14 protein-coding genes, 1 tRNA gene, 1 other RNA gene and 2 pseudogenes are annotated in these 23608 nt (G+C 72.3%); 13 read left to right on the top strand and 5 right to left on the bottom strand.

Annotated features, from left to right (window positions below; genetic code table 11):
* Positions 1-23 precede the first annotated feature (23 nt).
* The 5 genes from ACZ411_RS13440 to ACZ411_RS13420 all read right to left on the bottom strand — a co-directional run bounded on the left by ACZ411_RS13440 (position 24) and on the right by ACZ411_RS13420 (position 5002).
* Positions 24-695 (bottom strand): hypothetical protein, encoded by a 672-nt coding sequence (locus ACZ411_RS13440; protein WP_464171211.1) that lies wholly within the window; start codon positions 693-695, stop codon positions 24-26.
* Between the two features lie 272 nt (positions 696-967).
* Positions 968-1055, bottom strand: a tRNA-Ser gene (locus tag ACZ411_RS13435).
* A 48-nt stretch (positions 1056-1103) separates the two neighbouring features.
* A complete protein-coding gene (locus ACZ411_RS13430) occupies positions 1104-2060 on the bottom strand; it encodes a helix-turn-helix transcriptional regulator (RefSeq protein ID WP_464171210.1) in 957 nt (318 codons plus the stop codon).
* A complete protein-coding gene (locus ACZ411_RS13425; protein ID WP_464171209.1) occupies positions 1949-3316 on the bottom strand; it encodes a hypothetical protein in 1368 nt (455 codons plus the stop codon). Before ACZ411_RS13425 ends, ACZ411_RS13430 begins: the two co-directional genes overlap by 112 nt.
* A 576-nt stretch (positions 3317-3892) precedes the next feature.
* Positions 3893-5002 (bottom strand): SDR family oxidoreductase, encoded by a 1110-nt coding sequence (locus tag ACZ411_RS13420; protein WP_464171208.1) that lies wholly within the window; start codon positions 5000-5002, stop codon positions 3893-3895.
* A gap of 43 nt (positions 5003-5045) precedes the next feature.
* Between ACZ411_RS13420 and ffs the strand changes: the two genes are divergently transcribed.
* From ffs to ACZ411_RS13355, 13 genes and pseudogenes are all read left to right on the top strand, one after another.
* Positions 5046-5142, top strand: an RNA gene (gene ffs, locus ACZ411_RS13415) — signal recognition particle sRNA small type.
* Positions 5143-5231: 89 nt separating this feature from the next.
* Positions 5232-7348 (top strand): annotated as a pseudogene (pta, locus tag ACZ411_RS13410) (phosphate acetyltransferase).
* A 68-nt stretch (positions 7349-7416) separates the two neighbouring features.
* Positions 7417-8607 carry an acetate/propionate family kinase gene (locus tag ACZ411_RS13405; RefSeq protein ID WP_104290669.1) on the top strand — a complete coding sequence of 397 codons (1191 nt, stop codon included), beginning with the start codon at positions 7417-7419 and terminating at the stop codon, positions 8605-8607.
* Between the two features lie 203 nt (positions 8608-8810).
* A pseudogene (locus ACZ411_RS13400) lies at positions 8811-10447 on the top strand (choice-of-anchor G family protein).
* Between the two features lie 257 nt (positions 10448-10704).
* A complete protein-coding gene (locus tag ACZ411_RS13395; protein ID WP_464171207.1) occupies positions 10705-11403 on the top strand; it encodes a hypothetical protein in 699 nt (232 codons plus the stop codon).
* Positions 11327-14041, top strand: a complete 2715-nt coding sequence (locus ACZ411_RS13390; RefSeq protein WP_464171206.1) for a hypothetical protein — start codon at positions 11327-11329, stop codon at positions 14039-14041. Before ACZ411_RS13395 ends, ACZ411_RS13390 begins: the two co-directional genes overlap by 77 nt.
* A 342-nt stretch (positions 14042-14383) precedes the next feature.
* Positions 14384-14692 carry a DUF5819 family protein gene (locus tag ACZ411_RS13385; RefSeq protein ID WP_464171205.1) on the top strand — a complete coding sequence of 103 codons (309 nt, stop codon included), beginning with the start codon at positions 14384-14386 and terminating at the stop codon, positions 14690-14692.
* Positions 14650-16359, top strand: coding sequence for an HTTM domain-containing protein (locus tag ACZ411_RS13380; RefSeq protein WP_464171204.1), 1710 nt, complete (start codon positions 14650-14652; stop codon positions 16357-16359). Before ACZ411_RS13385 ends, ACZ411_RS13380 begins: the two co-directional genes overlap by 43 nt.
* Positions 16360-16461: 102 nt before the next feature.
* Positions 16462-18876 carry a DNA polymerase III subunit gamma and tau gene (locus tag ACZ411_RS13375; protein WP_464171203.1) on the top strand — a complete coding sequence of 805 codons (2415 nt, stop codon included), beginning with the start codon at positions 16462-16464 and terminating at the stop codon, positions 18874-18876.
* A gap of 6 nt (positions 18877-18882) precedes the next feature.
* Positions 18883-19482: a recombination mediator RecR gene (gene recR / locus ACZ411_RS13370; RefSeq protein ID WP_012297640.1), complete on the top strand. Its 600-nt coding sequence runs from the start codon at positions 18883-18885 to the stop codon at positions 19480-19482.
* A gap of 122 nt (positions 19483-19604) precedes the next feature.
* Positions 19605-20870 (top strand): aspartate kinase, encoded by a 1266-nt coding sequence (locus tag ACZ411_RS13365; protein ID WP_464171202.1) that lies wholly within the window; start codon positions 19605-19607, stop codon positions 20868-20870.
* Positions 20871-20904: 34 nt separating this feature from the next.
* Complete coding sequence (locus ACZ411_RS13360) at positions 20905-21999, top strand: aspartate-semialdehyde dehydrogenase (RefSeq protein WP_104290659.1); 1095 nt, start codon at positions 20905-20907, stop codon at positions 21997-21999.
* Positions 22000-22085: 86 nt separating this feature from the next.
* On the top strand, positions 22086-23564 hold the full coding sequence (locus tag ACZ411_RS13355) for a malate:quinone oxidoreductase (protein ID WP_094115297.1): 1479 nt from the start codon (positions 22086-22088) through the stop codon (positions 23562-23564).
* The last annotated feature ends 44 nt before the right edge of the window (positions 23565-23608 follow it).

Genomic DNA, 23608 nt, shown 5'->3' with positions numbered 1-23608 from the left:
CTCCGGGTCCTCAGCGGGACGCATCAGAGGCGGATGGAGAGCGGGACGCCCGTGAGCGCCATGATGCCCACGACGGCGCCGATCGCGCCGACGCCGAGGAGCACGAGCACCGCGGCGAGCGAGATGCGGGACCGCTCGTACCAGGGCAGGATCCCGCGTCGGCTGCCGCGCAGCTCCGCCATCGTCAGCACCTTCGCCTGCTCGATGAGCGGGATGTCGAGCCCGGCCGCCATCGAGCGCATGGTCAGGAGGTCGTACACGTGGCCGCTGAGGCGGAGGAGGAGGCGTCCGTCGACGTCGGTGACGAACAGGCGCGGCTGCGTGTCGAGGGTCAGGCCCTGGTAGACGTGCACCACGAGGAGGCCGTGCACGGCGGTGCGGGCCACGCGCGTGCGGCGCCCCAGGAAGCGCGACTCCACGTCGCCCGTGGCGAGGGTGATGCGCACGTAGGAGGTGAGGTAGAGCACGGCGAGGAGGGATCCGAGCAGCACGACAACGGCGACGCCGAGGATCACCGCCGCCGCGTTGCCGGTCGGGATCGCGAGCACCAGGAGGGCGGCGCCGAGCGGCACGACGAGCGCCAGCGTCGCGAGGCCGACCTGGCGCAGGAGGGCGCGGCGGGGGCGGATGAGGGTGCTGACGCCGTCGGACGGGAGCAGGAGGGGCGGAGGGGCCGGATCGCCGTCGTGGTGCACGTCGCCTCCGGTCGTCGTCCGGCGCCGTCCTCGCGCCCGTGGCCGCCCGGCACGCCGCCCGTCGCGGGCGGTGGCGCCCGCGACGCGGGAGGGACGACCCATCCAGCCTAGGTGCGCGCGCCTCGACGCGCCGTGGGCGCGATGGGGACAGCTGCGCCCGGTCGGGGTACAACCGGGCGCGATCCGCGCAGGGACGGGCCTCGCGGTCGTCTCGCGCCCCGCGACGACGAGAGCCCCGCCGGACCGGGGTCCGTCGGGGCTCTCATCTCGTCTGGCGGAGGATAGGGGATTCGAACCCCTGAGGGCTTTCACCCAACACGCTTTCCAAGCGTGCGCCATAGGCCACTAGGCGAATCCTCCATGACGCGTGCCGTCGGCGTCAGGAACGCGCGGCGGCACCCGTCGATACTACCTGCCCGAGAGCAGCCTCGATGCACCCGGTGTGTCGAGGAGCCCCGCGAGGGCGCGACGCGAGGGCGCGCCGAGCTTCGCGCGCGCCTGGTAGAGGTGCGACTCGACGGTGCGGACGGAGAGGAACAGCCGTCCGGCGATCTCCCGGTTGCTGAGGCCCTGCGCCGCGAGGACGCCGATCTCGAGCTCCCGCCGCGTCAGCATGCTCACGTCGAGGGTGGGGGTCGCGGACGCCGTCGCGGCGGCCGGCGTGCCGCGGTCGATGCGGGCCTGGATCCGCGCGAGCGCCGCCCGCGCGGCGGCGAGGGCCGGTCCGGACTCCTCGCTCGCGAGCATGCGCAGCAGCTCCTCGCCGGCGGTGCGGGCCTCCTGGTGCAGGCCCGCCTCCTCGAGCGTGCGGAGCCCCTGCTCGACGAGTGCGGCGTCGCCCGTGCGGGATCCCTCCACGACCTCGGCCATCCCGTGCAGCGCGGGCACGTCCGTGCGGTCCCGCACCCGGCGGGCGCCGTCGAGGAGCCGCGGTTCGGTGGATCCGAGCATCCAGGCCCGGAACAGGATGCCGGCGCGCAGCGCGTACGCGTCCCCGCTCAGCTCGCCCAGGTCGAGGAGCAGGGCGGCGGCCTCGTCGGGCCGGCCGCGCGCGGCGATGATCTCCACCCGCACGCCCTCGGCGAGCAGCCGCTGGTACGGGTACCGCGGATCGGCTCGGTGGGCGATGTCCGCGGCGATGCGCTCGGCCTCGTCGGTGCGGCCGCGCAACGCCAGCACGCGGGCGCGCTGCATGCCGATCCACAGCCGCCACGTGCCCGTGTCGGGGCCGATGAGCCGGTCGTCGGCGATGCTCAGCTCGGCCTCGGCGCGGTCCAGCCGCCCGAGGTCGAGGGCGACGCCGCCCGTGATGGCCCCGAGGACGGGGATGAACCACTGCGCGTCCTGCGCGATCGCCGACTCCACCCACGTGTCGAGCTCCCGCTCGAGGTCGGGGAGGTCGAGGCGGCACAGGCGCCGGCTGAACGCGCTCGCCGAGAGCAGCTCGAGGCGCGCCTCCTCGAGCAGGATGTCGTCGTAGGTGCCGGCGGCAGGCGGACCGGGTGGACACGAGCCGGAGGCCCGCGTCGATCTCCTCGCCGAGCTCCGCCCCGCGGCCGAGGTGGCCGAGCGCCAGGACGACCGCGCGCTGCGCGCGGATGCGGACGCGCGGGTTCGCGGCGAGCGCTCCGGCCGTCCGTCCGGCCGTCAGCGCCGCCTCCCACTCCATGGTGCCGAGCGACATGACGGCACCGATCACCGCGGCCTGGGCGCGCACGTCGTCGTCGTCCTGGGGGTCCTGACCGTGGGCGAGGCCCTCCAGCACGCGGCGCATGCGCTCGGTGCCCGGGAGGGCGGCGCGGGTGGTGAGCACGCGCCACCGGGAGCACCTCGACGCGCTCGGCGGGCGTGAGCCCCGTCTGGTCCAGCGCCTCGAGGAGGTCCATGGCGCGTCCGGGGTTGCCGAGGACCACGAGCGCGCGCGCGGTCTCGCAGGCCGCGTACGCGGGCGATCCCCCCTCGGCGGCGATGTCCGCGAACGCGAGCGCGTCGTGGGTCATGCCCACGTCGTTCGCGAGCCGGGCCGCCACCAGGTGCACGGCGGCGAGGAGCGGGGCGCCGAAGCGGTCCGCCGCCTCGCGCCGTCCGGACTCGGTGAGCGTGCGCGCGATCAGCAGGCTCTCCTTGGGGCTGAGCGGCACGCCGTTGGCCGCCTCCTGCATGAGCGCGCGGACGACTCGGCAGGTGAGCACGTCGACGGCGTCGGGATCGGTGCGGGCGAGGGCCGCCTCGGCCTCCAGCAGGTCGGCGCGGAGGATCATGTCGCCCTGTCCCTGGACCCGCGCGAGGCCGCGCGCGCCGAGCACCCGGAGCACGGTCTCGCCGAACAGGCGGGCGGCCCGCTGGTAGGGCACGCCGTCCAGCCGGGCCAGCAGGATGAGCGTGCTGCGCTCGTCGTCGCCGAGCATCGACACGCGCGACGACACCAGCTCGAGGATGCGGGCGCGCGGCGCGTGCGGGCTCGGGAACGCGTAGCCGGTGACGGTGCGGGCGCTGCCGTCCGCCTCCAGCGCCTCGAAGGTCAGCTCGCGGACGAGGAACGGGCGGCCGGCGCTGCGGCGCTGGATCTGCACCCGCGTGGCCTTGTCGAGCGCGACCGAGCCCGCGAGGGAGTCGACCATGGCGTCGACCTCGGCCGTGTCGAGCGGGGCGAGGTCGAGGCGCTCGGCGTACCCGTTCCGCCAGAGCCCGAGGACCTCGGCGGCGGCCTGGGCGGTGCGCGTGGCGGCGTCCCCGCCGGCCTCGGCGTCGCGGCTGCGGGCGGCGGGCGTCGCTGCCCGTGTCGTCGACGGTGACGAGGAGGGTGCAGCGCTCGCGCGCGCGTGCGTCCACGAGCGCGGCGCGGAGGTCGGCGGGCATGAGGTGGGCGTCGTCGATCACGACGACGGGGCGGGCGGCCGGCAGCGGACGCGGTGCGCGGATGCCGGGGACCTGGTCGATGACCCGGCGGAGGACCTCCGCGAGGTCGGGCGTGGACGCGTGGGCGCGGATCACGGTGAGGCCCGCCCGGGTGAGGGCGTCGGCGACGCGGCCGGCGACGTGGCTCCGACCCGAGCCGACGCTGCCGGTGACGACGGCGCTGGTGCCCGCGACGAGCCAGCGCTCGAGGGTCTCCAGGTCGCGCGCGCGACTGCCCCGTCCGGCGGAGGTGCTGGCCGGTCGTGCGCTCGCCCGTGGGTAGGTGTGCGTCATCTGCTTCATGTGACCCCCGTCGCGGAAGAGCGGTGGAACGCGCCGCATCCCCCGAGGCTGCGCGGACCCTGAGTTCCCATACTCGCCGGAATACGGGGATCAGGCCAGGCGGACCGACGCTTACTGATCGGATGCGTCACGGAAATAAGTAGTCCGCACTGTGGGGGACATGGGATGCCGCTCCGAGCGTGTTCCACATGTCCGGGCATGGGGATGCTCCGGACGGTGCGCTCCGGCGCACTCGTGCGGCGACGCGCGGGCCGACGACGGCTTCGGGTGCCGTCGGGCCGGCGAGGTCGACCGCGGCACGACCCGGGTGCCTCAGCAGCCCGGAAGCGGATGACGGCCCCCTCCGGGGAGGAGGGGACCGCCATCCGGACGGGCGCTGGTGCGCCGGTCGCGACCGCTAGTAGCGGAGGCCCGCGATGGCCTCGGCGACGGGCTCCTCGCCCGAGACCGCCTCGAACTGCACGCGCACGCCCGTGCCGTCGATGAGGGCGGTCGCCACGATCTCCGCGACGTCGGCGCGGGGGATGGTGCCCCGGCCCGCTGGAGGTGCCGACCTGGATCAGGCCGGTGCCGGGGTCGTCGGTGAGGCCGCCGGGGCGGACGATGGTCCAGTCGAGGTCCCGGGCGCGGAGGTCGGCGTCCGCCTCCGACTTGGCGCGCTGGTAGATCTCGTAGGTGTCGTCGCTGTCGGGGTCGAACCCGTCGACCGCCATGGCCGAGATCATCACGTAGCGGCCGACCCCGGCGCGCTCGGCGGCGTCGGCGAGCAGGATCGCGCCGTCCCGGTCGATGGTGAGCTTCCGCTCGGGGCCCGAGTCGGTCTCGCCGCCCGCGGCGAAGACCACGGCGTCGGCACCCTGGAGCGCCTCCGCGACCGCCTCGACGCCGCTCTCCTCCAGGTCGAGCACGAGGGCCTCCGCGCCGGCCTCGGCGAGGTCGGCGGAGTGGTCGGGGTTGCGGACGATGCCGACGGGCTGGTGGCCCGCGTCGGCGAGGCGTCGTTCGAGCAGGCGGGCGATCTGGCCGTGTCCGCCGTTGCGATGACTATGCGCATGGGTCCACGGTACGCTGCTCCGTGACCGGCCGCTGGGCGCGGCGGGGACCACGGCACGCTCGACCGGAGGGCCCGCCCGGTCGGGTACACTCGGTGTCGGCTCCTCGCGTGGTGCCATCCAGGTGAACTCCCCCAGGGCGGAGACGCAGCAAGGGCAGCCGGGCTCTGGCAGGTGCGCGAGGGGTCTTCTTCCTTTAACGCTCCCTGATGCGTTCCGCAGGTCGCGCGCGGCCCAGGATCCGTCCGGCCGCCGTGCAGGCGACGCCCATAGGCTTGCGGGCATGGCTCGGAGCATCTACATCACGTCCGCCGAAGGGCACTCGGGCAAGTCGACGGTCGCGCTGGGCGTGCTCGACACCCTCACCCACCAGATCCAGCGGGTGGGCGTGTTCCGGCCCATCGCCCGCTCCATCGTGGAGCGCGACTACGTGCTCGAGGCGCTTCTCTCGCACGACGGGGTCGACCTCGACTACGACGAGTGCGTGGGCGTCACCTACGACGACGTGCACGCGGACCCCGAGGCCGCCCTCTCCCGCATCGTCGAGCGCTACAAGGCCGTCGAGGCGAAGTGCGACGCGGTCGTCATCGTCGGCAGCGACTACACCGACGTCGGCAGCCCCACCGAGCTGTCGTTCAACGCGCGGATCGCCGCGAACCTCGGCGCGCCCGTGCTGCTGGTGCTCACCGGGCGCCGCTCCGACGAGTCCGGCGGCCGCAGCCCCGACGAGATGCGCCAGATCGCCGACCTCGCCGTCCCGGAGCTCGTCACCGCGCACGCGGGACTCCTCGGGATCGTCGTCAACCGCGCCGACCCGGACCAGCTCGACGCCATCACGGCCGCCATCCCCGCCGCGATCCCCGCCTCCCTCCAGGCGCGCACCCCGCACGTGCCCGTGTGGGCGATCCCGGAGGACGCCTTCCTCGTGGCCCCGACGGTCGCGGAGCTCCTCGACGCGGTCGACGGCACGCTGGTGAAGGGCGACGCGGCCCTCCTCAGCCGCGAGGCGCTCGGCGTCGTGGTGTCCGCCATGTCGATGGAGAACGTGCTCGCCCGCCTCACCGAGGGCGCGATCGTCGTGATCCCCGGCGACCGCAGCGAGGTGCTCCTCGGCGTCCTCACCGCGCACGCCTCGGAGACCTTCCCCACGGTGGCGGGGATCGTCCTCAACGGCGGCTTCGCCCTGTCGCCCACCATCGAGACCCTCGTCTCGGGCCTCGACCAGACCCTGCCCATCATCTCCACCGAGCTCGGCACCTACGAGACGGCCAAGCGCATCACGCAGACCCGCGGCCGGCTCTCGCCCGAGTCCGCCCGGAAGATGGACATCGCGCTCGCCGCGTTCGAGCAGCACGTGGACACCTCGCGCCTTCTCGAGCTCCTCGACGTCAGCCGCTCCGACGTGGTCACTCCGCTCATGTTCGAGTTCGGCCTCATCGAGCGCGCGCGGAAGGCGGGCAAGCGCATCGTGCTGCCCGAGGGCACCGACGACCGGGTCCTCCGCGCCGCGGGCACCATCCTCAGCCGCGGCATCGCCGACGTGACGATCCTCGGCGAGGAGATCGAGGTGCGCTCGCGGGCCATCGGGCTCGGCATCGACATCGGCCGCGCCACCGTCCTCAGCCCGTTCGACGCCGTCCTCCGCGAGCGCTTCGCCGAGGAGTACGTGCGCCTGCGCGCCCACAAGGGCATGGTGCTCGACATCGCGCGCGAGACCGTCACCGACGTCTCCTACTTCGGCACGATGATGGTGCAGCTCGGCCTCGCCGACGGCATGGTCTCGGGTGCCGCGCACACCACCGCGCACACCATCCGCCCGGGCTTCGAGATCATCAAGACCACCGACGGCGTCTCCGTCGTCTCGAGCGTGTTCCTCATGGCGCTCGCCGACCGCGTCCTCGTCTACGGCGACTGCGCCGTGAACCCGGACCCGACGGCCGACCAGCTCGCCGACATCGCCATCTCCTCCGCCGCGACCGCCGCCCAGTTCGGCATCGAGCCGCGGATCGCGATGCTCTCCTACTCGACGGGGAGTCCGGCGCCGGCGCCGACGTGGAGAAGGTCCGCCAGGCCACCGCCCGGGTGCGGGAGCTGCGGCCCGACCTCGCGGTCGAGGGGCCCATCCAGTACGACGCGGCGGCGGACGCGGCCGTCGCGGCCACGAAGATGCCCGACTCCCAGGTCGCCGGCCGGGCGACGGTGTTCATCTTCCCGGACCTCAACACCGGCAACAACACGTACAAGGCGGTGCAGCGGTCCGCCGGCGCCGTCGCGATCGGACCCGTGCTGCAGGGCCTCCGGAAGCCCATCAACGACCTGTCCCGCGGGGCGCTCGTGCAGGACATCGTCAACACCGTCGCCATCACCGCCATCCAGGCCGAGGGGATCGACGCGGGCTGAGCGCCCGTCCGCCCCGTCCCCGCTCGCCCCGTCCGCCCCGCATCCGCCGCCCCCGTCAGGAGAACACCGTGCCCGTCGTCCTCGTCGTCAACTCCGGTTCGTCGTCCTTCAAGTACCAGCTCATCGAGATGGGCACGGAGACCGTGCTCGCCTCGGGACTCGTCGAGCGCATCGGCGAGGACGCCGGGTCCACCCGGCACCGGGCCGGCGGCGGCTCCTGGGAGCGCGAGCTGCCCATCGCCGACCACACGGCCGGGTTCCAGGCCATGCTCGACGCCTTCGCGGAGCACGGACCGTCGCTCGACGAGGAGCCGCCGGTCGCGGTCGGCCACCGGGTCGTGCACGGCGGGGACGTGTTCGTGGAGCCGACCGTGGTCACCGACCGGGTGAAGGCCGACATCGACGACCTCTCCGCGCTGGCACCGCTGCACAACCCGGGCGCGCTGCAGGGGATCGAGGCGGCGCAGACCGCCTTCCCCGACGTCCCGCACGTGGCCGTGTTCGACACCGCCTTCCACCAGACCCTGCCGGCCGAGGCGTACACGTACGCGATCGACCGGGAGCTCGCGGCCGCGCACCGCATCCGCCGCTACGGGTTCCACGGCACGAGCCACAAGTACGTCTCCGAGGCCGCCGCCCGACTCCTCGGGAAGCCGCTCGAGGAGACGCGGATCATCGTGCTGCACCTCGGGAACGGCGCCTCGGCGGCCGCCGTGCAGGGCGGCCGCTCCATCGACACCTCCATGGGCCTCACGCCGCTCGAGGGCCTCGTGATGGGGACCCGCTCCGGCGACATCGACCCCGCGATCCTGTTCCACCTCGCCCGGCACACCGACCTCGGCCTCGACGAGCTCGAGACCCTGCTCAACCGGAGGAGCGGGCTGCTCGGCCTCACGGGCCTCGGCGACATGCGCGACGTGCAGCGCGCCGCCGCGGACGGCGACGAGGCAGCGCAGACGGCCCTCGGCGTGTACCGGCACCGGATCCGCCACTACGTGGGCGCGTACGCGGCGCAGCTCGGCGGCGTCGACGCGGTCGTGTTCACGGCCGGCGTCGGCGAGAACAACCCGCTCGTCCGCCGCCGGTCGCTGGCGGGACTGGAGTTCATGGGCATCGCGATCGACGACGACCGCAACGAGCTCATCTCCTCCGAGCCCCGGTACGTGAGCCCCGAGGGGTCGCCCGTCGCGGTGCTCGTGATCCCCACGGACGAGGAGCTGGAGATCGCCCGGCAGTCGCTCGCGGCGACGGCGGGCTGAGCCGCAGCTCCTTCCCCCACGCCGCGCCGGCGCAGCTTCCCGAGGCCCGTGATCCACCCGGATCACGGGCCTCCGCCTCGTCCGCCGGACATCCCGGACCGGTAGCGCCACTGGCTCGACTACTGGTTCCACCACGCAGTACCCATCCCCGGCAGACCAGTGCCCCGCAGGGTTGTCGGCCCAGGAGGGCGGATGACACGCTCATGGGGTCCGGGGGGACTGGTGGGGGCCACCTCTCGGTGATGACGCACGGCCGCGCGCCCTTCGGGCGATGCCGGCCGGCCATGCAATCGAGGGGATCCAACATGGCACTACACATGCCCAGCCGCAGAAGCAGGCTGGCGACCGCGACGGCCTTCGGGCTGGCCGCGGCCATCGTCGCGTTCGGGGGCACCGTGCCCGCGAACGCCGCGGTGGGCGACACGGCGGAGGCGGAAGGCCGCCTGCTCACGCTCTCCGGTGAGCCGGACCTGTCCGCCATCGCCCAGCTCTCGGGCGCCTACACGGGCTTCCGACCGGGTGACGCCGTGGATCCGCAGAGGGAGTCGGGCGTCATCGACGCCACCGTCCTCAGCGGGCTCCTGCAGGCGCAGATCGCGGCCGACATCCAGCTCGGCGACATCCTCACCCTCGATCAGGCGGTCGCCGGTGGCGCTGCCAACCAGTACGCGTCGTCAGGAAGCGTCGGCGCGACCGGTGCCGCCGGTGCCGTGACCGACACGGGCGCCATCAACGTCAACGCGGGCTCGGGCGACGTGATCCAGCTGGACCTCGCACCCCTGCTCGGTGAGCTCGATGCGACGGGCACCGTCTCCGACCTCTCCCTCGGGCTGGGGGCGCTCTCCGCCACGGCGACCGACCCCGGAGCCGGCCAGGTGACGTCCGGGTACAACATCGCATCGGCCGATGCGAACATCACCAGTCCGCTGGTGGGTGCCCTGGGAACGTCCGTGAACAATGGTGTGGGACACTCGCCCCGAGCTTGAACACCACCCTGCAACTCCAGCCGCAACTGGCAACGAGCCTGGACAACCTCCTCACGGATCTGCTCGGTCCTCTCCTCGGACGCGCTCTGAGCGTGCAGACCCCGACTGGCACGATCGCGTTGTCGGTGAACACGCAGGCGGCTGTGAACGCTGTGCTCGCGGAGCCGCTCACCAGCGGTGCGGTCACGATCAACGTCGCCCAGGGAACCATCTCGGTCGACCTGGGGCAGATCCTCGACGATCAGCCGGCGAACGCTCCGATCGTGCTGGCAGACACCATCGCGCTCGCCGTCGACGACATCCTCACGAACCTGCTTCCTGCAGCCGTGTTGGAGGAGGTTCTGGACTCGACCCGCGTGGTCGTGAACGTCAATGCCGGGGTGAACATCCTCGGTGGCATCCTGCCCAGCAGCGTCGCCATCAGGATCGACGCCGCTCTCGCGGATCTGCTCGACCCCGCCGCTGTCCTGCCCATCGACGTGTCGGGCACGAGGATCCTCGGCCTTCCCGTGGGTGCCAACATCCTCCAGCCCCTGACCGACCTGGTTGTGAGCGGAGTGCTGCCCTCTCTGCCAACCTCGCTCGGCGAAGTGCTCCAGCTCGAGGACGTCACGGCGATCACTACCCCGCTCATCGGTTCTCTTTCACCGGTGCTCGACGTGGTCGGCGAGATCGTGCAGCTCACCGTCAACCGCCAGACGACGACGACCGCGCCTGGCGGCCCGAATGGATTCCAGGATCCAGAAGGGACCTCGACGGCCGGCATCTTCACGGTGACCGCGCTCCCGCGTCTCCCTCCTCCCGCTCGTGAATGGGCCCGTGATCGACCTCGCATCCGCCTCCGTGCGGGCTGAGGCCGTCGTCGCACCGGCCACCCCCGTCGACATCACGTCGCCGACTCCCGACCAGAACTTCGCATTCGTGGGTGACGCCACGACGGCGGATGTTCCCGTGTCGGGCACGGCCGATGAATCGGCGCCCGTCACCGTCACCATCGCCGGTCAGCCATCCCACGACGTCTCCTGTCGCCGCAGGTGGCGGGTTCTCGGTCGAGTTCCCTGGACTCGTCGCGGGCGCCTACACGGCGACCGCCTCCCAGACCGTCGGTGGGGTGACGACCACCGACACGGTGACGTTCACCGTCGGTCCGGTCGCGCCGGATGTCGCCCCGGTGACGATCCTCGAGCCCGATGAGGACGAGGTCATCCCGGGCGGCACGCAGGACGTGATCGTGAGCGGCACGGCTGAGCCGGGCGCCACCGTGACGGTGTCGATCCCGGGTGAGACCGACCAGATCGTGACCGCAGACGATGTGACGGGCGCCTTCGAGGCGACGTTCCCGGCGCTCCCGGCTGACACGTACACGGCGACGGCGACCCAGGTGGTCGGCGGCGTGGAGTCGAGCGACACGGTGACCTTCACCGTGAGCGCTGCGGTCGTGGTCGCTCCGGTGGCGATCCTCGAGCCCGACCAGGACGAGGTGATCGCGGGCGGCACTCAGGACGTGATCGTGAGCGGTACGGCTGAGCCGAACGCCACGGTGACGGTCTCCATCTTCGGCCAGGACGACGAGGTTGCCACGGCGGACGCGACGACGGGTGCCTTCTCGGTGACCTTCCCGCAGCTGCCTGCCGGTGAGTACACGGCGACCGCGGTGCAGACGGTCGGGCGTCGCCTCCGGCACGGATGCGGTCGACTTCACCATCGCTCCGGTGGTTGCGCCGGTCGCTCCGGTGGCGATCCTCGAGCCCGACCAGGACGAGGTGATCGCGGGCGGCACTCAGGACGTGATCGTGAGCGGTACGGCTGAGCCGAACGCCACGGTGACGGTCTCCATCTTCGGCCAGGACGACGAGGTTGCCACGGCGGACGCGACGACGGGTGCCTTCTCGGTGACCTTCCCGCAGCTGCCTGCCGGTGAGTACACGGCGACCGCGGTGCAGACGGTCGGGGGCGTCGCCTCCGGCACGGATGCGGTCGACTTCACCATCGCTGCCGCTGACGCGGTGGACCCGGTAGTGATCCTCGAGCCCGATGCGGGCGAGATCCTCCCGGGCGGTACCCAGAACGTGACCGTCAGCGGCACGGCCGAGCCGGGCTCGGTGGTCACGGTGACCATCGACGGCGAGGCCACGCAGACGGCCACGGCGGCTCCGTTCGGACCCACCGCAGGCTCGTTCTCCGTCGTGTTCCCGGGCCTCGAGCCCGGTGCCTACACCGCGGTGGCGACTCAGGCCGCGGGCGGCACCGACTCCGTCTCCTTCACAGTGGCGCCGGTCATCGCCGACGTGATCATCACCGAGCCGGCGCAGGGGGAGGTGATCCCCGGTGGTCCGCAGGACGTGACCATCCGCGGGACCGCCGAGCCCGGCGCGTCGGTCGCGGTCGCCATCCCCGGCCAGGAGACGCAGACGACGACGGCGGACCCGGTCACGGGTGCCTTCGATGTCGTGTTCGTCGACCTGCCGGTCGGTCCCTACACCGCGACCGCCACCCAGACGGTGGACGACGCGGAGGCGGGCTCGGACTCGGTGACCTTCACGGTCGACGCGGCTGCCGCGGACGGCGCCGCTGATGTCGACGGAGATGCCGATGCCGACATCGATGGTGGCGCTGATGTGGACGCTGCTGCGGACGTAGATGCCGCCGCTGATGTGGACGCTGCTGCGGATGTCGATGCCGCAGCCGATGTGGATGCTGCTGCTGACGTGGATGCTGCTGCTGACACCGACGCTGCTGCGGATGTCGATGCCGCCGCTGATGTGGACGCTGCTGCGGATGTCGATGCCGCCGCTGATGTCGATGCCGCAGCCGATGTGGATGCTGCTGCTGATGTGGACGCTGCTGCTGACGTGGATGCTGCTGCTGACGACACCGACGCTGCTGCGGATGTCGATGCCGCCGCTGATGTGCACGCTGCTGCGGATGTAGATGCCGCCGCTGATGTCGATGCCGCAGCCGATGTGGATGCTGCTGCTGACGTGGACGCTGCTGCCGACACCGACACTGACGCTGCCGCGGACGTAGACGCCGCCGCTGATGTGGACGCTGCTGCGGATGTCGATGCCGCAGCTGACACCGACGCTGCTGCCGATGTAGATGCTGCTGCTGATGTGGACGCTGCTGCGGATGTGGATGCTGCTGCTGACACCGACGCTGCTGCGGACGTAGACGCCGCCGCTGATGTGGACGCCGCAGCTGATGTCGATGCCGCAGCTGATGTGGATGCCGCTGCGGATGTGGATGCTGCTGCTGACACCGACGCTGCTGCGGATGTGGATGCTGCTGCTGACACGGACGCTGCTGCCGATGTGGATGCTGCTGCTGACACCGACGCTGCCGCCGACGTAGACGCCGCTGCGGATGTGGATGCTGCTGCTGACACCGACGCTGCTGCGGACGTGGATGCTGCTGCGGATGTGGATGCTGCTGCTGACACCGACGCTGCTGCGGATGTGGATGCTGCCGCTGACACCGACGCTGCTGCGGACGTGGATGCTGCCGCTGACACCGATGCTGCTGCTGACGTGGATGCTGCTGCTGACGTGGATGCTGCTGCTGACGTGGATGCTGCTGCTGACGTGGATGCTGCTGCTGACGTGGATGCTGCTGCGGATGTGGATGCTGCTGCTGACACCGATGCTGCCGCCGACGTAGACGCTGCTGCGGATGTGGATGCTGCTGCTGACACCGATGCTGCCGCCGACGTAGACGCTGCTGCGGATGTGGATGCTGCTGCTGACACCGACGCTGCTGCGGATGTGGATGCTGCTGCTGACGTGGATGCTGCTGCTGACGTGGATGCTGCTGCTGACACCGACGCCGCCGCGGACATGGACGCTGCTGCTGACACCGACGCTGCTGCAGACGTGGACGCCGCTGCTGACACCGACGCTGCTGCAGACGTGGATGCTGCTGCTGACACCGACGCTGCTGCTGACGTGGACGCCGACGCGACGGACGGCACGGACGCCGATGGCTCCGACGAGCTGACCCGCACGACGGTCGCGTTCTCCAGCGTCGTCCGCGGCACCGGAGTGATCCAGCAGGTGACGGGCACCGGGTTCACCCCCGGCGAGACCGTCTCCGCCACGGTGAACTCCACGCCGATGCCGCTCACCGCGCAGACGGCCGGACCGGACGGACGGGTGGTCTTCACCTTCCCGATCGGCGCCGACTTCGAGCTCGGTGCGCACTCGGTGACGGTGACGGGCAGCGAGTCCGGCCCGACCGATCTTCCGGACACCGACTTCACGGTGGTCGCGAAGACGGTCCCCGCCGGCCAGCCCGGAACGCCGATCCGTGGAGGGAACGGCGGCTACGGCGGCGGGATCCTCCCGGTCACCGGTGGCGGCTCCGACGGTCTGTTCCTGCTCGGCGGCATCGCGCTCCTGATGCTGCTGACCGGCGCGGGTGCACTGCACCAGAGCCGTCGTCGACAGGCCTGATGGGCTCGAGACGACGACGTTGACGGGCGGGTGGCCCACGGCATGAACGCCGTGGGCCACCCCGCCCCGAGTCGTCTCCCGCACGAGCGGCACGACCCGCACGACCAGCACGACCAGCACGACCAGCACGACCAGCACGACACACCCGATACGTGCTCTCTCAGCACCCGACGCACCAGGGGGACGGCGCTCATGACCCACACGACGCACGACCGCACTCGACCGGCAGACGCTGCGAGCGGATCCGATCGCCTCGACCCTGAGGCTGCCCCACGCGACGGGGCCGACGGCCCGAGACGTCCGCGTCCCAGCGATCTTCCGGCGCTGACGCGAGGAGCCCGGGTGAGCGCACTCGTCGCGGTCGGGGTCGTCATCGTCTACATCGCGACGACGATCCTCATGGCCGTCCCGCAGAACGGCGCCACCCGAGCGCTCACGGCCCCGGCCCGTCCCTTCTTCTCCCAGCAGTGGAACGTCTTCGCTCCCTCCATCCAGAAGGCGAGCCGCTTCCTCGAGGTCCAGTCGCAGTGGCGCGACGAGTCGGGAGCCCTGGTCAAGAGCGACTGGATCCCGGTGACGAGTCCGAGTACGGGGCCAGCGAGGGGCGGTTGCAGGGCTCGCGCACCAACAAGCAGAGCGCCAACCTCGTGAAGACGTACATGACCCGCTACCAGGCGCTGTCGACCGAGCAGCAGGAGGTGGTGCGCGACACCTTCATCCGGCGCACCGATACGGGCTACGCGGCGAAGACCGCGGACTCGCTCATCGAGCAGCTCTCCGGGCTCGAGGACGGCACGCGGGGCCGCGTGATCTCCTTCCTCCGGCACGAGTACGTGGTGAAGGAGTTCGCGACGTACTGGAGCACGGCCTACTTCGGCCGCGACGTCGAGCGCGTCCGGTGGCGCGTGGTGACCACCCGGCCGAACGACTTCGACCGCCGCCTCGACGACGCACGGCAGTACGAGCCGTCCGTGCGGACGTTCGGGGTGGCGTCACGTCGACGACGTCATCGATCCCCAGGCGCTCAGCGTCTACCAGTCCGTCGTCGAGAGGTACGCACGATGAAGACGAGCACGCGCGACGAGCGTCCGACCCCCGCGGCCGGCTCCTGGGCGGGGCGCGCGCGCTCGGCACGGAGTCGTGCGGCCGCCCAGGACGCGACCCTCCTCCGGTCACTCCGGACACCCGCGACCTGGCCCCGCGCCGCTGTGCGCTGGCTCACGGAGCGCGAGCACGCCACGTACAGCTTCGCGGCGCTCCGCATCACCCTGGGCCTCGTGATGATCGGCGTCCTGGTGACGAGCTTCGCCGACCGCCACTACCTGTGGGGCGTCGGCTCGCGCTTCGTCGACCCGCTCGTGCGGCTCCGCGACTGGCCCGACCTCTTCGGGAAGCTGTTCTCCAAGACCGATGCCACCCTGTTCGACCTGGCCTACCTCGTGCTCGCCGCCCTCGCCGTGCTGTTCACGCTCGGACTGCGCACGCGGATCGTCACGCCGTTCCTGCTGCTGTTCTGGGTGGGCCTGTCGACGAACAGCACGCTGCTCACCAACGGCGGTGACGTCGTCATGCGGCTCACCCTCTTCTTCGCTCTGTTCGCGGACCTGTCGCGGCACTTCTCGCTCGATGCCGTCCGGCGGCGCCGCGGTCCGGCGCGGCAGCCGGCTGCCACCCTGGCGGGGATCCGCGCTCTGCTCGCGCGCGTCCCGCGCTTCGTGCCCGTGCTGCTGCACAACACGGCCCTGGTGCTCAGCGCGTACCAGATCATGCTCATCTACGTGAACTCCGCGATCCTCAAGCTGATGGGCGAGGAGTGGCGCGACGGGAGCGCCACCTACTACTCCCTCATGCTCGACGGCTACCGCCCGTGGCCCGCGCTCAACGACCTGCTCGTGCAGATGAGCCTCGGGGTGGTGCTCGCGAGCTTCATGGCCGTGGCGTTCCAGGGGCTGTTCCCGGTGCTGATCCTGTGGCGGCCGTCGCGCATCGTCGCCCTCGTCGTCATCACGGGCATGCACCTGATGATCGGCCTCCTCCTCGGCCTCTGGCCGTTCTCGCTGGCGATGATCGCCCTCGACTTCCTGTTCGTCCGCGATGCCACGTGGCGCCAGGGGATGGCGCTCGCCTCCCGGGTCCGCAGCAGCGCGCCCGGGTGGATCCGCGAGCGGATGCGCCCGGGAGACGAGCGGTCCTCGGCCACTGCCGCTGGCGGTGACGGGTCCGGATCCGCCGCGCCCGCCGACGAGCGCACGACGGGGGTCATCGCCCCCGAGGGCGAGGGCGAGGACGCCCCGGGCCGGGTCGCGGCCGATCGCTGATCTTTCTGGCCGCCGTGCCCTCCCCGCCGGAGGACGCGGCGGCCGTCCTCCGCGCCGACCGGCGCGGCCGGACGGTCGGGGGTGCCCGGTATCCTCGGGACCGTGGTCACCGCCCTGTATCGCCGTTACCGGCCAGAGAACTTCGCCGAGCTCATCGGCCAGACGCAGGTGACGGATCCGCTGCGCACGGCACTCCGCACCAACCGCGTCAACCACGCCTACCTGTTCAGCGGTCCGCGCGGCTGCGGCAAGACCACCTCCGCCCGCATCCTCGCGCGCTGCCTCAACTGCGCGGAGGGTCCCACCGACACCCCGTGCGGCGTCTGCCCGAGCTGCGTCGAGCTGAGCCGCGACGGCAGCGGGTCGCTCGACGTGGTCGAGATCGACGCGGCGAGCCACAACGGCGTCGACGACGCGCGCGACATCCGCGAGCGTGCCGTCTTCGCCCCCGCCCGCGACCGCTACAAGATCTTCATCCTCGACGAGGCGCACATGGTCACGCCGCAGGGCTTCAACGCGCTGCTGAAGATCGTGGAGGAGCCGCCGGAGCACGTGAAGTTCATCTTCGCCACCACCGAGCCCGACAAGGTCATCGGAACCATCCGCTCCCGCACGCACCACTACCCGTTCCGGCTCGTGCCGCCCGCCCAGATGCTCGACTACGTGGAGCACCTGTCGAAGGAGGAGCACGTGCAGGTCGCCCCGGGCGTCCTGCCGCTCGTCGTGCGGGCCGGCGGGGGATCGGTGCGCGACGCGCTCTCCCTGCTCGACCAGCTCATCGCCGGGTCGGAGGACGAGAGCGTGGAGTACGAGCGCGCCGTCGCCCTCCTCGGCTACACGCACGCGGCCCTCCTCGACGAGGTCATCGACGCCGTCGCCCGGCACGACGCGGCAGCCGCCTTCGCAGGCGTCGACCGGGTCATCCAGACCGGCCAGGATCCCCGCCGCTTCGTGGAGGACCTGCTCGAGCGCCTCCGCGACCTCATCATCGTCGGCGCCACCTCCGTCGAGGGCGCCGCCGCCGTGCTCCGCGGCACCCCGGAGGACGAGCTCGAGCGCATGCGCGCCCAGGCCGTCGCGTTCGGCGCCGTCGAGCTCTCGCGCGCCGCCGACGTCGTCAACGCCGCCCTCACGGAGATGACCGGGGCCACGTCCCCGCGCCTCCACCTCGAGCTCCTCGTGGCCCGCGTCCTCGTGCCCGCCAGCGACGACACGCACCGCGGCGCCCTCGCCCGCGTCGAGCGCCTCGAGCGCCGGGTCGGGGTGGCGGATGCGTCGGCGGACCCGACGACCGCGGCCGCACCGGCTGCCACCGCCGCGCCGCCTGCCACCGCCGCGACGCCTGCCACTGCCGCCGTGACCGCGCCTCCCGCGGCGGCACCCGCAGCGTCACCGGCCCGGGCAGCGGCACCCGATCCCGTCACCGCGGCGACTCCGACACCGGACGCGACCGCCACGCCGGCTCCGAACGCCGCGACTCCGGCCGCGAGCGCCCCGCCGGCCCCGGCCGCGACCGCCGCGGCCGCTCCCGTGGGTCCGGTCACGTTCGAGCAGCTCCGCGACGCGTGGCCCTCCGTCGTGGAGGCCGTGGAGAAGGCGAAGCGGAGCGCATGGCTCGTCGCCGTCACCGCGACCCCCCGCGCACTGGCGGGCGACGTGCTCACGCTGTCCTTCGTCAGCGCCGACGACGCCGAGAAGTTCAAGGAGCGCGGTGCGCCCGGGCAGGGCGTCAGCGACATCCTGCGCACCGCCATCCTCGACGTTCTCGGCCTCCGCGTGAAGTTCATCGCGCGCGTCGAGCCGCACGGCGGGTCCGCGCCGTCCGGCGGCGCCCCGACGTCCCCGACGCCCGCAGCCGCCCCGCCCGCTTCCCGCCCGGCGTCGTCCGGCCCTGCCTCGACCCGGGAGGACCCCGCCGCCGCGCGGTCGGCCGCTCCGACCTCCCCGGCCGCCTCCCCCAAGGCGGTGCAGCGCTCTGCGCCCGCCGCCAAGGTCGCACCCGCCGGCGGTGGATGGGCCACCGTGGCCATCCCCACGTCCGACCCCGGCGCCGCGGCGGCGCCGTCCGCACGGCCCGAGCGCTCGGCGCTGGCGTCGACCGGTCCATCCGCCCCCGCGGCCCCGGCCGTCACGCCGAGGTCGTCCGCGCCGGCCCCGCCGACGCGAGGTCCGTCCGTGGTCCCCGACTCCCAGGTCCCAGACTTCGAGGAGCCCGACCCCGACGAGTTCGGCCCCGCGGAGCCCGGCTGGGCCACCGGTGGCGCATCGCCCGATGAGGCGCCTCCCGCCGCGCGGCCCTCGTCGGCGCCGCGGCAGCAGTCGGCACCGACCGCGAAGGCCGCACCAGCGTCGGCGACGGCGGCGAAGAGGGCCCCGGAGGCCAACCCGAGTCCGGCTGCCGCCCCGCAGCGCTACGGCGAGTCCGTCGTCCGCGAGATCCTGCAGGCGAGCTTCATCGAGGAGAAGCCCGTCGAGCGGAAGGCCCGCCCCACCATCCGCCCCACAGGTCAGGACTAGCGCCGCATGTACGAGGGAATCGTCCAGGAGCTCATCGACGAGCTCGGCCGCCTGCCGGGCATCGGCCCGAAGTCGGCGCAGCGCATCGCGTTCCACATCCTGCAGACGGAGACGTTCGACGTCTCGCGTCTCGCCGAGGTGCTCACCGTCGTCCGCGACAAGGTGCGGTTCTGCGCCATCTGCGGCAACGTGAGCGAGGAGGAGACCTGCGGCATCTGCCGGGATCCCCGCCGCAGCCCCGCCACCATCTGCGTGGTCGAGGAGGCCAAGGACGTCGTCGCCATCGAGCGCACGCGCGAGTTCCGCGGGCTCTACCATGTCCTCGGCGGGGCCATCAGCCCCATCGACGGCATCGGACCGGACGACCTCCGCATCCGCCAGCTCATGCAGCGCCTCGCCGACGCCACGGTCACCGAGGTCATCATCGCCACGGACCCGAACCTGGAGGGAGAGGCGACCGCGACCTACCTCTCGCGTCTGCTCTCCACCTTCGACATCCGCGTCACGCGCCTCGCCTCCGGCCTCCCCGTCGGCGGCGACCTCGAGTACGCCGACGAGGTCACCCTCGGCCGCGCCTTCGAGGGCCGGCGCCTCGTGGGGGAGTGACCGGGCACCACCGCCGCGGCCTGGGTCCCGCCCCGCGCCGTCACACGCCGGATCCCCGGGCGCCCCCGCCCTAGAATCGTCATCCGGGCCGCCCACGCCCACCCGAACCCCAGGAGTCGCCCGTGAGCCTCATCGTGCAGAAGTTCGGCGGATCGTCGGTGGCCGATGCCGAGAGCATCAAGCGGGTCGCGAAGCGCATCGTCGCGACGCGCAAGGCCGGGAACGACGTGGTCGTCGCCGTGTCCGCCATGGGCGACTCCACCGACGAGCTGCTCGACCTGGCGCACGAGGTCACGCCCATCCCCGCGCCGCGCGAGCTCGACATGCTCCTCACCGCGGGGGAGCGCATCTCCATGGCCCTGCTCGCCATGGCCATCAAGAGCATGGGCTACGACGCGCGCTCCTTCACCGGCAGCCAGGCCGGCATGATCACCGACGCCCAGCACGGCGCCGCCCGCATCGTCGACGTCACGCCGGGCCGCGTCCGCGACGCGCTCGGCGAGGGCGCCATCGCCATCGTGGCCGGCTTCCAGGGCTTCAACCGCGGCACGGGCGACATCACCACACTCGGCCGCGGCGGATCCGACACCACGGCCGTCGCCCTCGCCGCGGCGCTCGGCGCCGACGTCTGCGAGATCTACACCGACGTCGACGGCATCTTCACGGCCGACCCGCGCGTCGTCCCGCTGGCGCGCAAGATCGACCGCATCACGAGCGAGGAGATGCTCGAGCTCGCGGCGTCCGGCGCCAAGGTGCTCTACATCCGCGCCGTCGAGTACGCCCGCCGGCACGGCGTCCTGCTGCACGTCCGCTCCTCGTTCACGCACAACGAGGGCACCATCGTCTACAACCCCACGGATGGAGAGAATGTGGAAGAGCCCGTCATCGTCGGCGTCGCCGCCGACCTCAGCGAGGCCAAGGTCACGATCGTCGGCGTCCCCGACGTCCCGGGCAAGGCCGCGCAGATCTTCACCATCGTCGCCAAGACCGGCGCGAACATCGACATGATCGTGCAGAACGTGTCCGCGGCGGCGACGAGCCTCACCGACATCTCCTTCACACTGCCGAAGTCGGACGCCCAGCGCGTGCTCACCGTGCTCGCCGCGGAGAAGGACGCCGTCGGCTTCGCGGGCCTCCAGCACGACGACCAGATCGGCAAGCTCGCGCTCGTCGGCGCGGGCATGCGCACCAACGCGGGCGTCTCGGCGCAGCTGTTCACCGCGCTGTCCGACGCGGGCATCAACATCGAGATGATCTCCACGAGCGAGATCCGCATCTCGGTCGTGACGCGCGCCGACACCATCGACGAGGCCGTGCGCGTCGTCCACCACGCCTTCGGCCTCGACGCGGACGACGTGGCCGTCGTCCACGCCGGCACCGGCCGCTGACCCGCACGATCCCGCACCGCAGGAGGAGACACCCGTGACCGACACCGCACCCGCCGGATCCGCCGCCCCCGCCCCCGAGACCGCCGGACTCCGCGTCGGCGTCGTCGGCGCCACCGGGCAGGTCGGCGCGGTCATGCGCCGCCTGCTCGAGGAGCGCGCCTTCCCCCTCGCGGAGATCCGCTTCTTCGCGTCGGCCCGCTCGGCCGGCACGACGCTGCCGTTCGCCGGCCGCGACGTGATCGTGGAGGATGCCGCGACGGCGGATCCCACGGGACTCGACATCGCGCTCTTCTCCGCGGGCGCGACCACGTCCCGCGCGCAGGCGCCGCGCTTCGCTGAGGCCGGTGTCCTCGTCATCGACAACTCCAGCGCCTGGCGCATGGATCCCGACGTCCCGCTCGTCGTGTCCGAGGTCAACCCGGAGGCCATCGACGACGCCCGCCGCGGCATCATCGCGAACCCGAACTGCACCACCATGGCCGCGATGCCGGTCCTCAAGGTCCTGCACGAGGAGGCCGGCCTCACGCGCCTCGTGGTCAGCACGTACCAGGCGGTCTCCGGTTCCGGCCTGGTCGGCGCCGAGGAGCTGGCAGGCCAGGCCGAGGCCGCCGTCGCGGCGGGTCCGGAGGCGCTCCGCCGCCTCGTCCACGACGGACGCGCCGTCGAGCTGCCCGCCCCCGCCGTGTACCAGCGCCCCATCGCGTTCGACGTCATCCCGCTCGCCGGCAGCATCGTCGACGACGGCCTCTTCGAGACCGACGAGGAGAAGAAGCTCCGCAACGAGAGCCGCAAGATCCTCGGCCTGCCGGAGCTCCTCGTCAGCGGCACCTGCGTGCGCGTGCCCGTGTTCACCGGCCACTCGCTGTCCGTGAACGCCGAGTTCGCCGCTCCGCTGAGCGTCGCGCGCGCGATCGAGCTGCTGTCCACGGCGCCGGGCGTGGAGCTGTCCGACATCCCCACCCCGCTCCAGGCCGCCGGCACCGACCCGAGCTACGTCGGCCGCATCCGGGCCGACGAGGGTGCGCCGGAGGGTCGGGGCCTCGCCCTCTTCATCAGCAACGACAACCTGCGGAAGGGCGCGGCGCTCAACGCCGTCCAGATCGCCGAGGTCGTCGCCGCGCGTCGCTGATCCCGCCCGGGCGGCCGTCGTCAGCGCCCCCTTACCCGCGGCTCCGGTCCCGAGGGCGGCCGGAGGCGCGGGCGTACACTGATCCGGTGAGTGAATCAGCGGAACCGGTAGACGTCGTCCTCGTCGGCGGCGGGATCATGAGCGCGACGCTCGGCACCCTCATCAAGCAGCTCGAACCCGACTGGACCATCCAGATCTTCGAGCGGCTCGGCGAGGTCGCCATGGAGAGCAGCAACCCGTGGAACAACGCGGGCACCGGTCACGCAGCACTCTGCGAGCTGAACTACACGCCGGAGAAGGACGGGAAGATCGAGATCGGGTCGGCGACCCGCATCAACGAGCAGTTCCAGCTCTCCCGCCAGTTCTGGGCGCACCTCGTCACCGCGGGCGCGGTGCCGGAGCCCAAGGAGTTCATCAACCCCACCCCGCACATGACCTTCGTGCGCGGGGAGGAGAACGCCCGGTACCTGCGCCGTCGCTTCGACGCGCTGCGCGCCCACCCGCTGTTCTCCGACATGGAGTACTCGGAGGACCCGGCGGTCATCCACTCCTGGGCCCCGCTCCTGGTCCTCCAGCGGGACAAGTCGGAGGTCATCGCCGCCACGCGCTTCGAGGGCGGCACCGACGTCGACTTCGGCGCCCTCACGAACAAGCTGGTCGACTACCTCACGGAGCACGGCGCCGCCCTGCACCTCAACCACGACGTCCGCCGCATCTCCCGGAACGGCGACGGCACCTGGCGCCTCGACGTGCGCAAGGAGGTCGGCCGCTCCACCGTGCGGGTGGACGCCAAGTTCGTCTTCATCGGTGCGGGCGGCGGTGCGTTGCACCTCCTCCAGAAGGCCGGCATTCCCGAGATCGAGGGCTTCGGCGGCTTCCCCATCAGCGGCGAGTTCCTCCGCACCGACGACCCGACCATCGTCGCCCAGCACCAGGCCAAGGTGTACGGCAAGGCGGCCGTGGGCTCGCCGCCCATGTCCGTCCCGCACCTCGACACGCGCGTGGTCGACGGGCAGGCGTCGCTGCTGTTCGGCCCCTACGCCGGGTTCAGCCCGCGCTTCCTCAAGAAGGGCTCGCTCCTCGACCTCTTCACCTCCATCCGCCCGCACAACATCGTCCCGATGCTCGCGGTCGCGAAGGACAACCTGAGCCTCATCAAGTACCTCGTGAGCCAGCTCCTCGCCTCGAAGGAGACGAAGTTCGACGCGCTCCGCGAGTTCATGCCCACCGCGGACCCGAAGGACTGGTACCCGATCACGGCGGGCCAGCGCGTGCAGGTCATGAAGAAGGACGCGAAGAAGGGCGGGGTGCTGCAGTTCGGCACCGAGGTCGTCGCCGCGGCCGATGGCAGCATCGCGGGCCTCCTCGGCGCATCGCCCGGGGCCTCGACGGCCGTGCCGATCATGCTCGACGTGCTCGAGCGGTGCTTCCCCGAGCGCATGGACGGCTGGCGGAAGCCGCTGAAGCGGATGATCCCGAACTACGGCACGCTGGTCGCCTCCGACCCGAGGAAGACCCCGCGGATCGTGGCCGAGACGTCCGAGGTCCTCGAGCTGCAGCCCTGAACCTGCGGGGGCCGCCCGCCGCGACCCCCGCAGCGCCCGCTCCA

The sequence above is a fragment of the Clavibacter sp. AC415 genome (assembly GCF_979252985.1).
Note: the sequence above shows the minus strand (reverse complement) of the source record. Positions and strands in the feature narration are given on the sequence as shown.

Bases quoted from the DNA above. Each gene is read 5' to 3' on its own strand.
- ACZ411_RS13425 (WP_464171209.1), bottom strand. From the start codon at position 3,316: ATGGTCGACTCCCTCGCGGGCTCGGTCGCGCTCGACAAGGCCACGCGG.
- recR (WP_012297640.1), top strand. From the start codon at position 18,883: ATGTACGAGGGAATCGTCCAGGAGCTCATCGACGAGCTCGGCCGCCTG.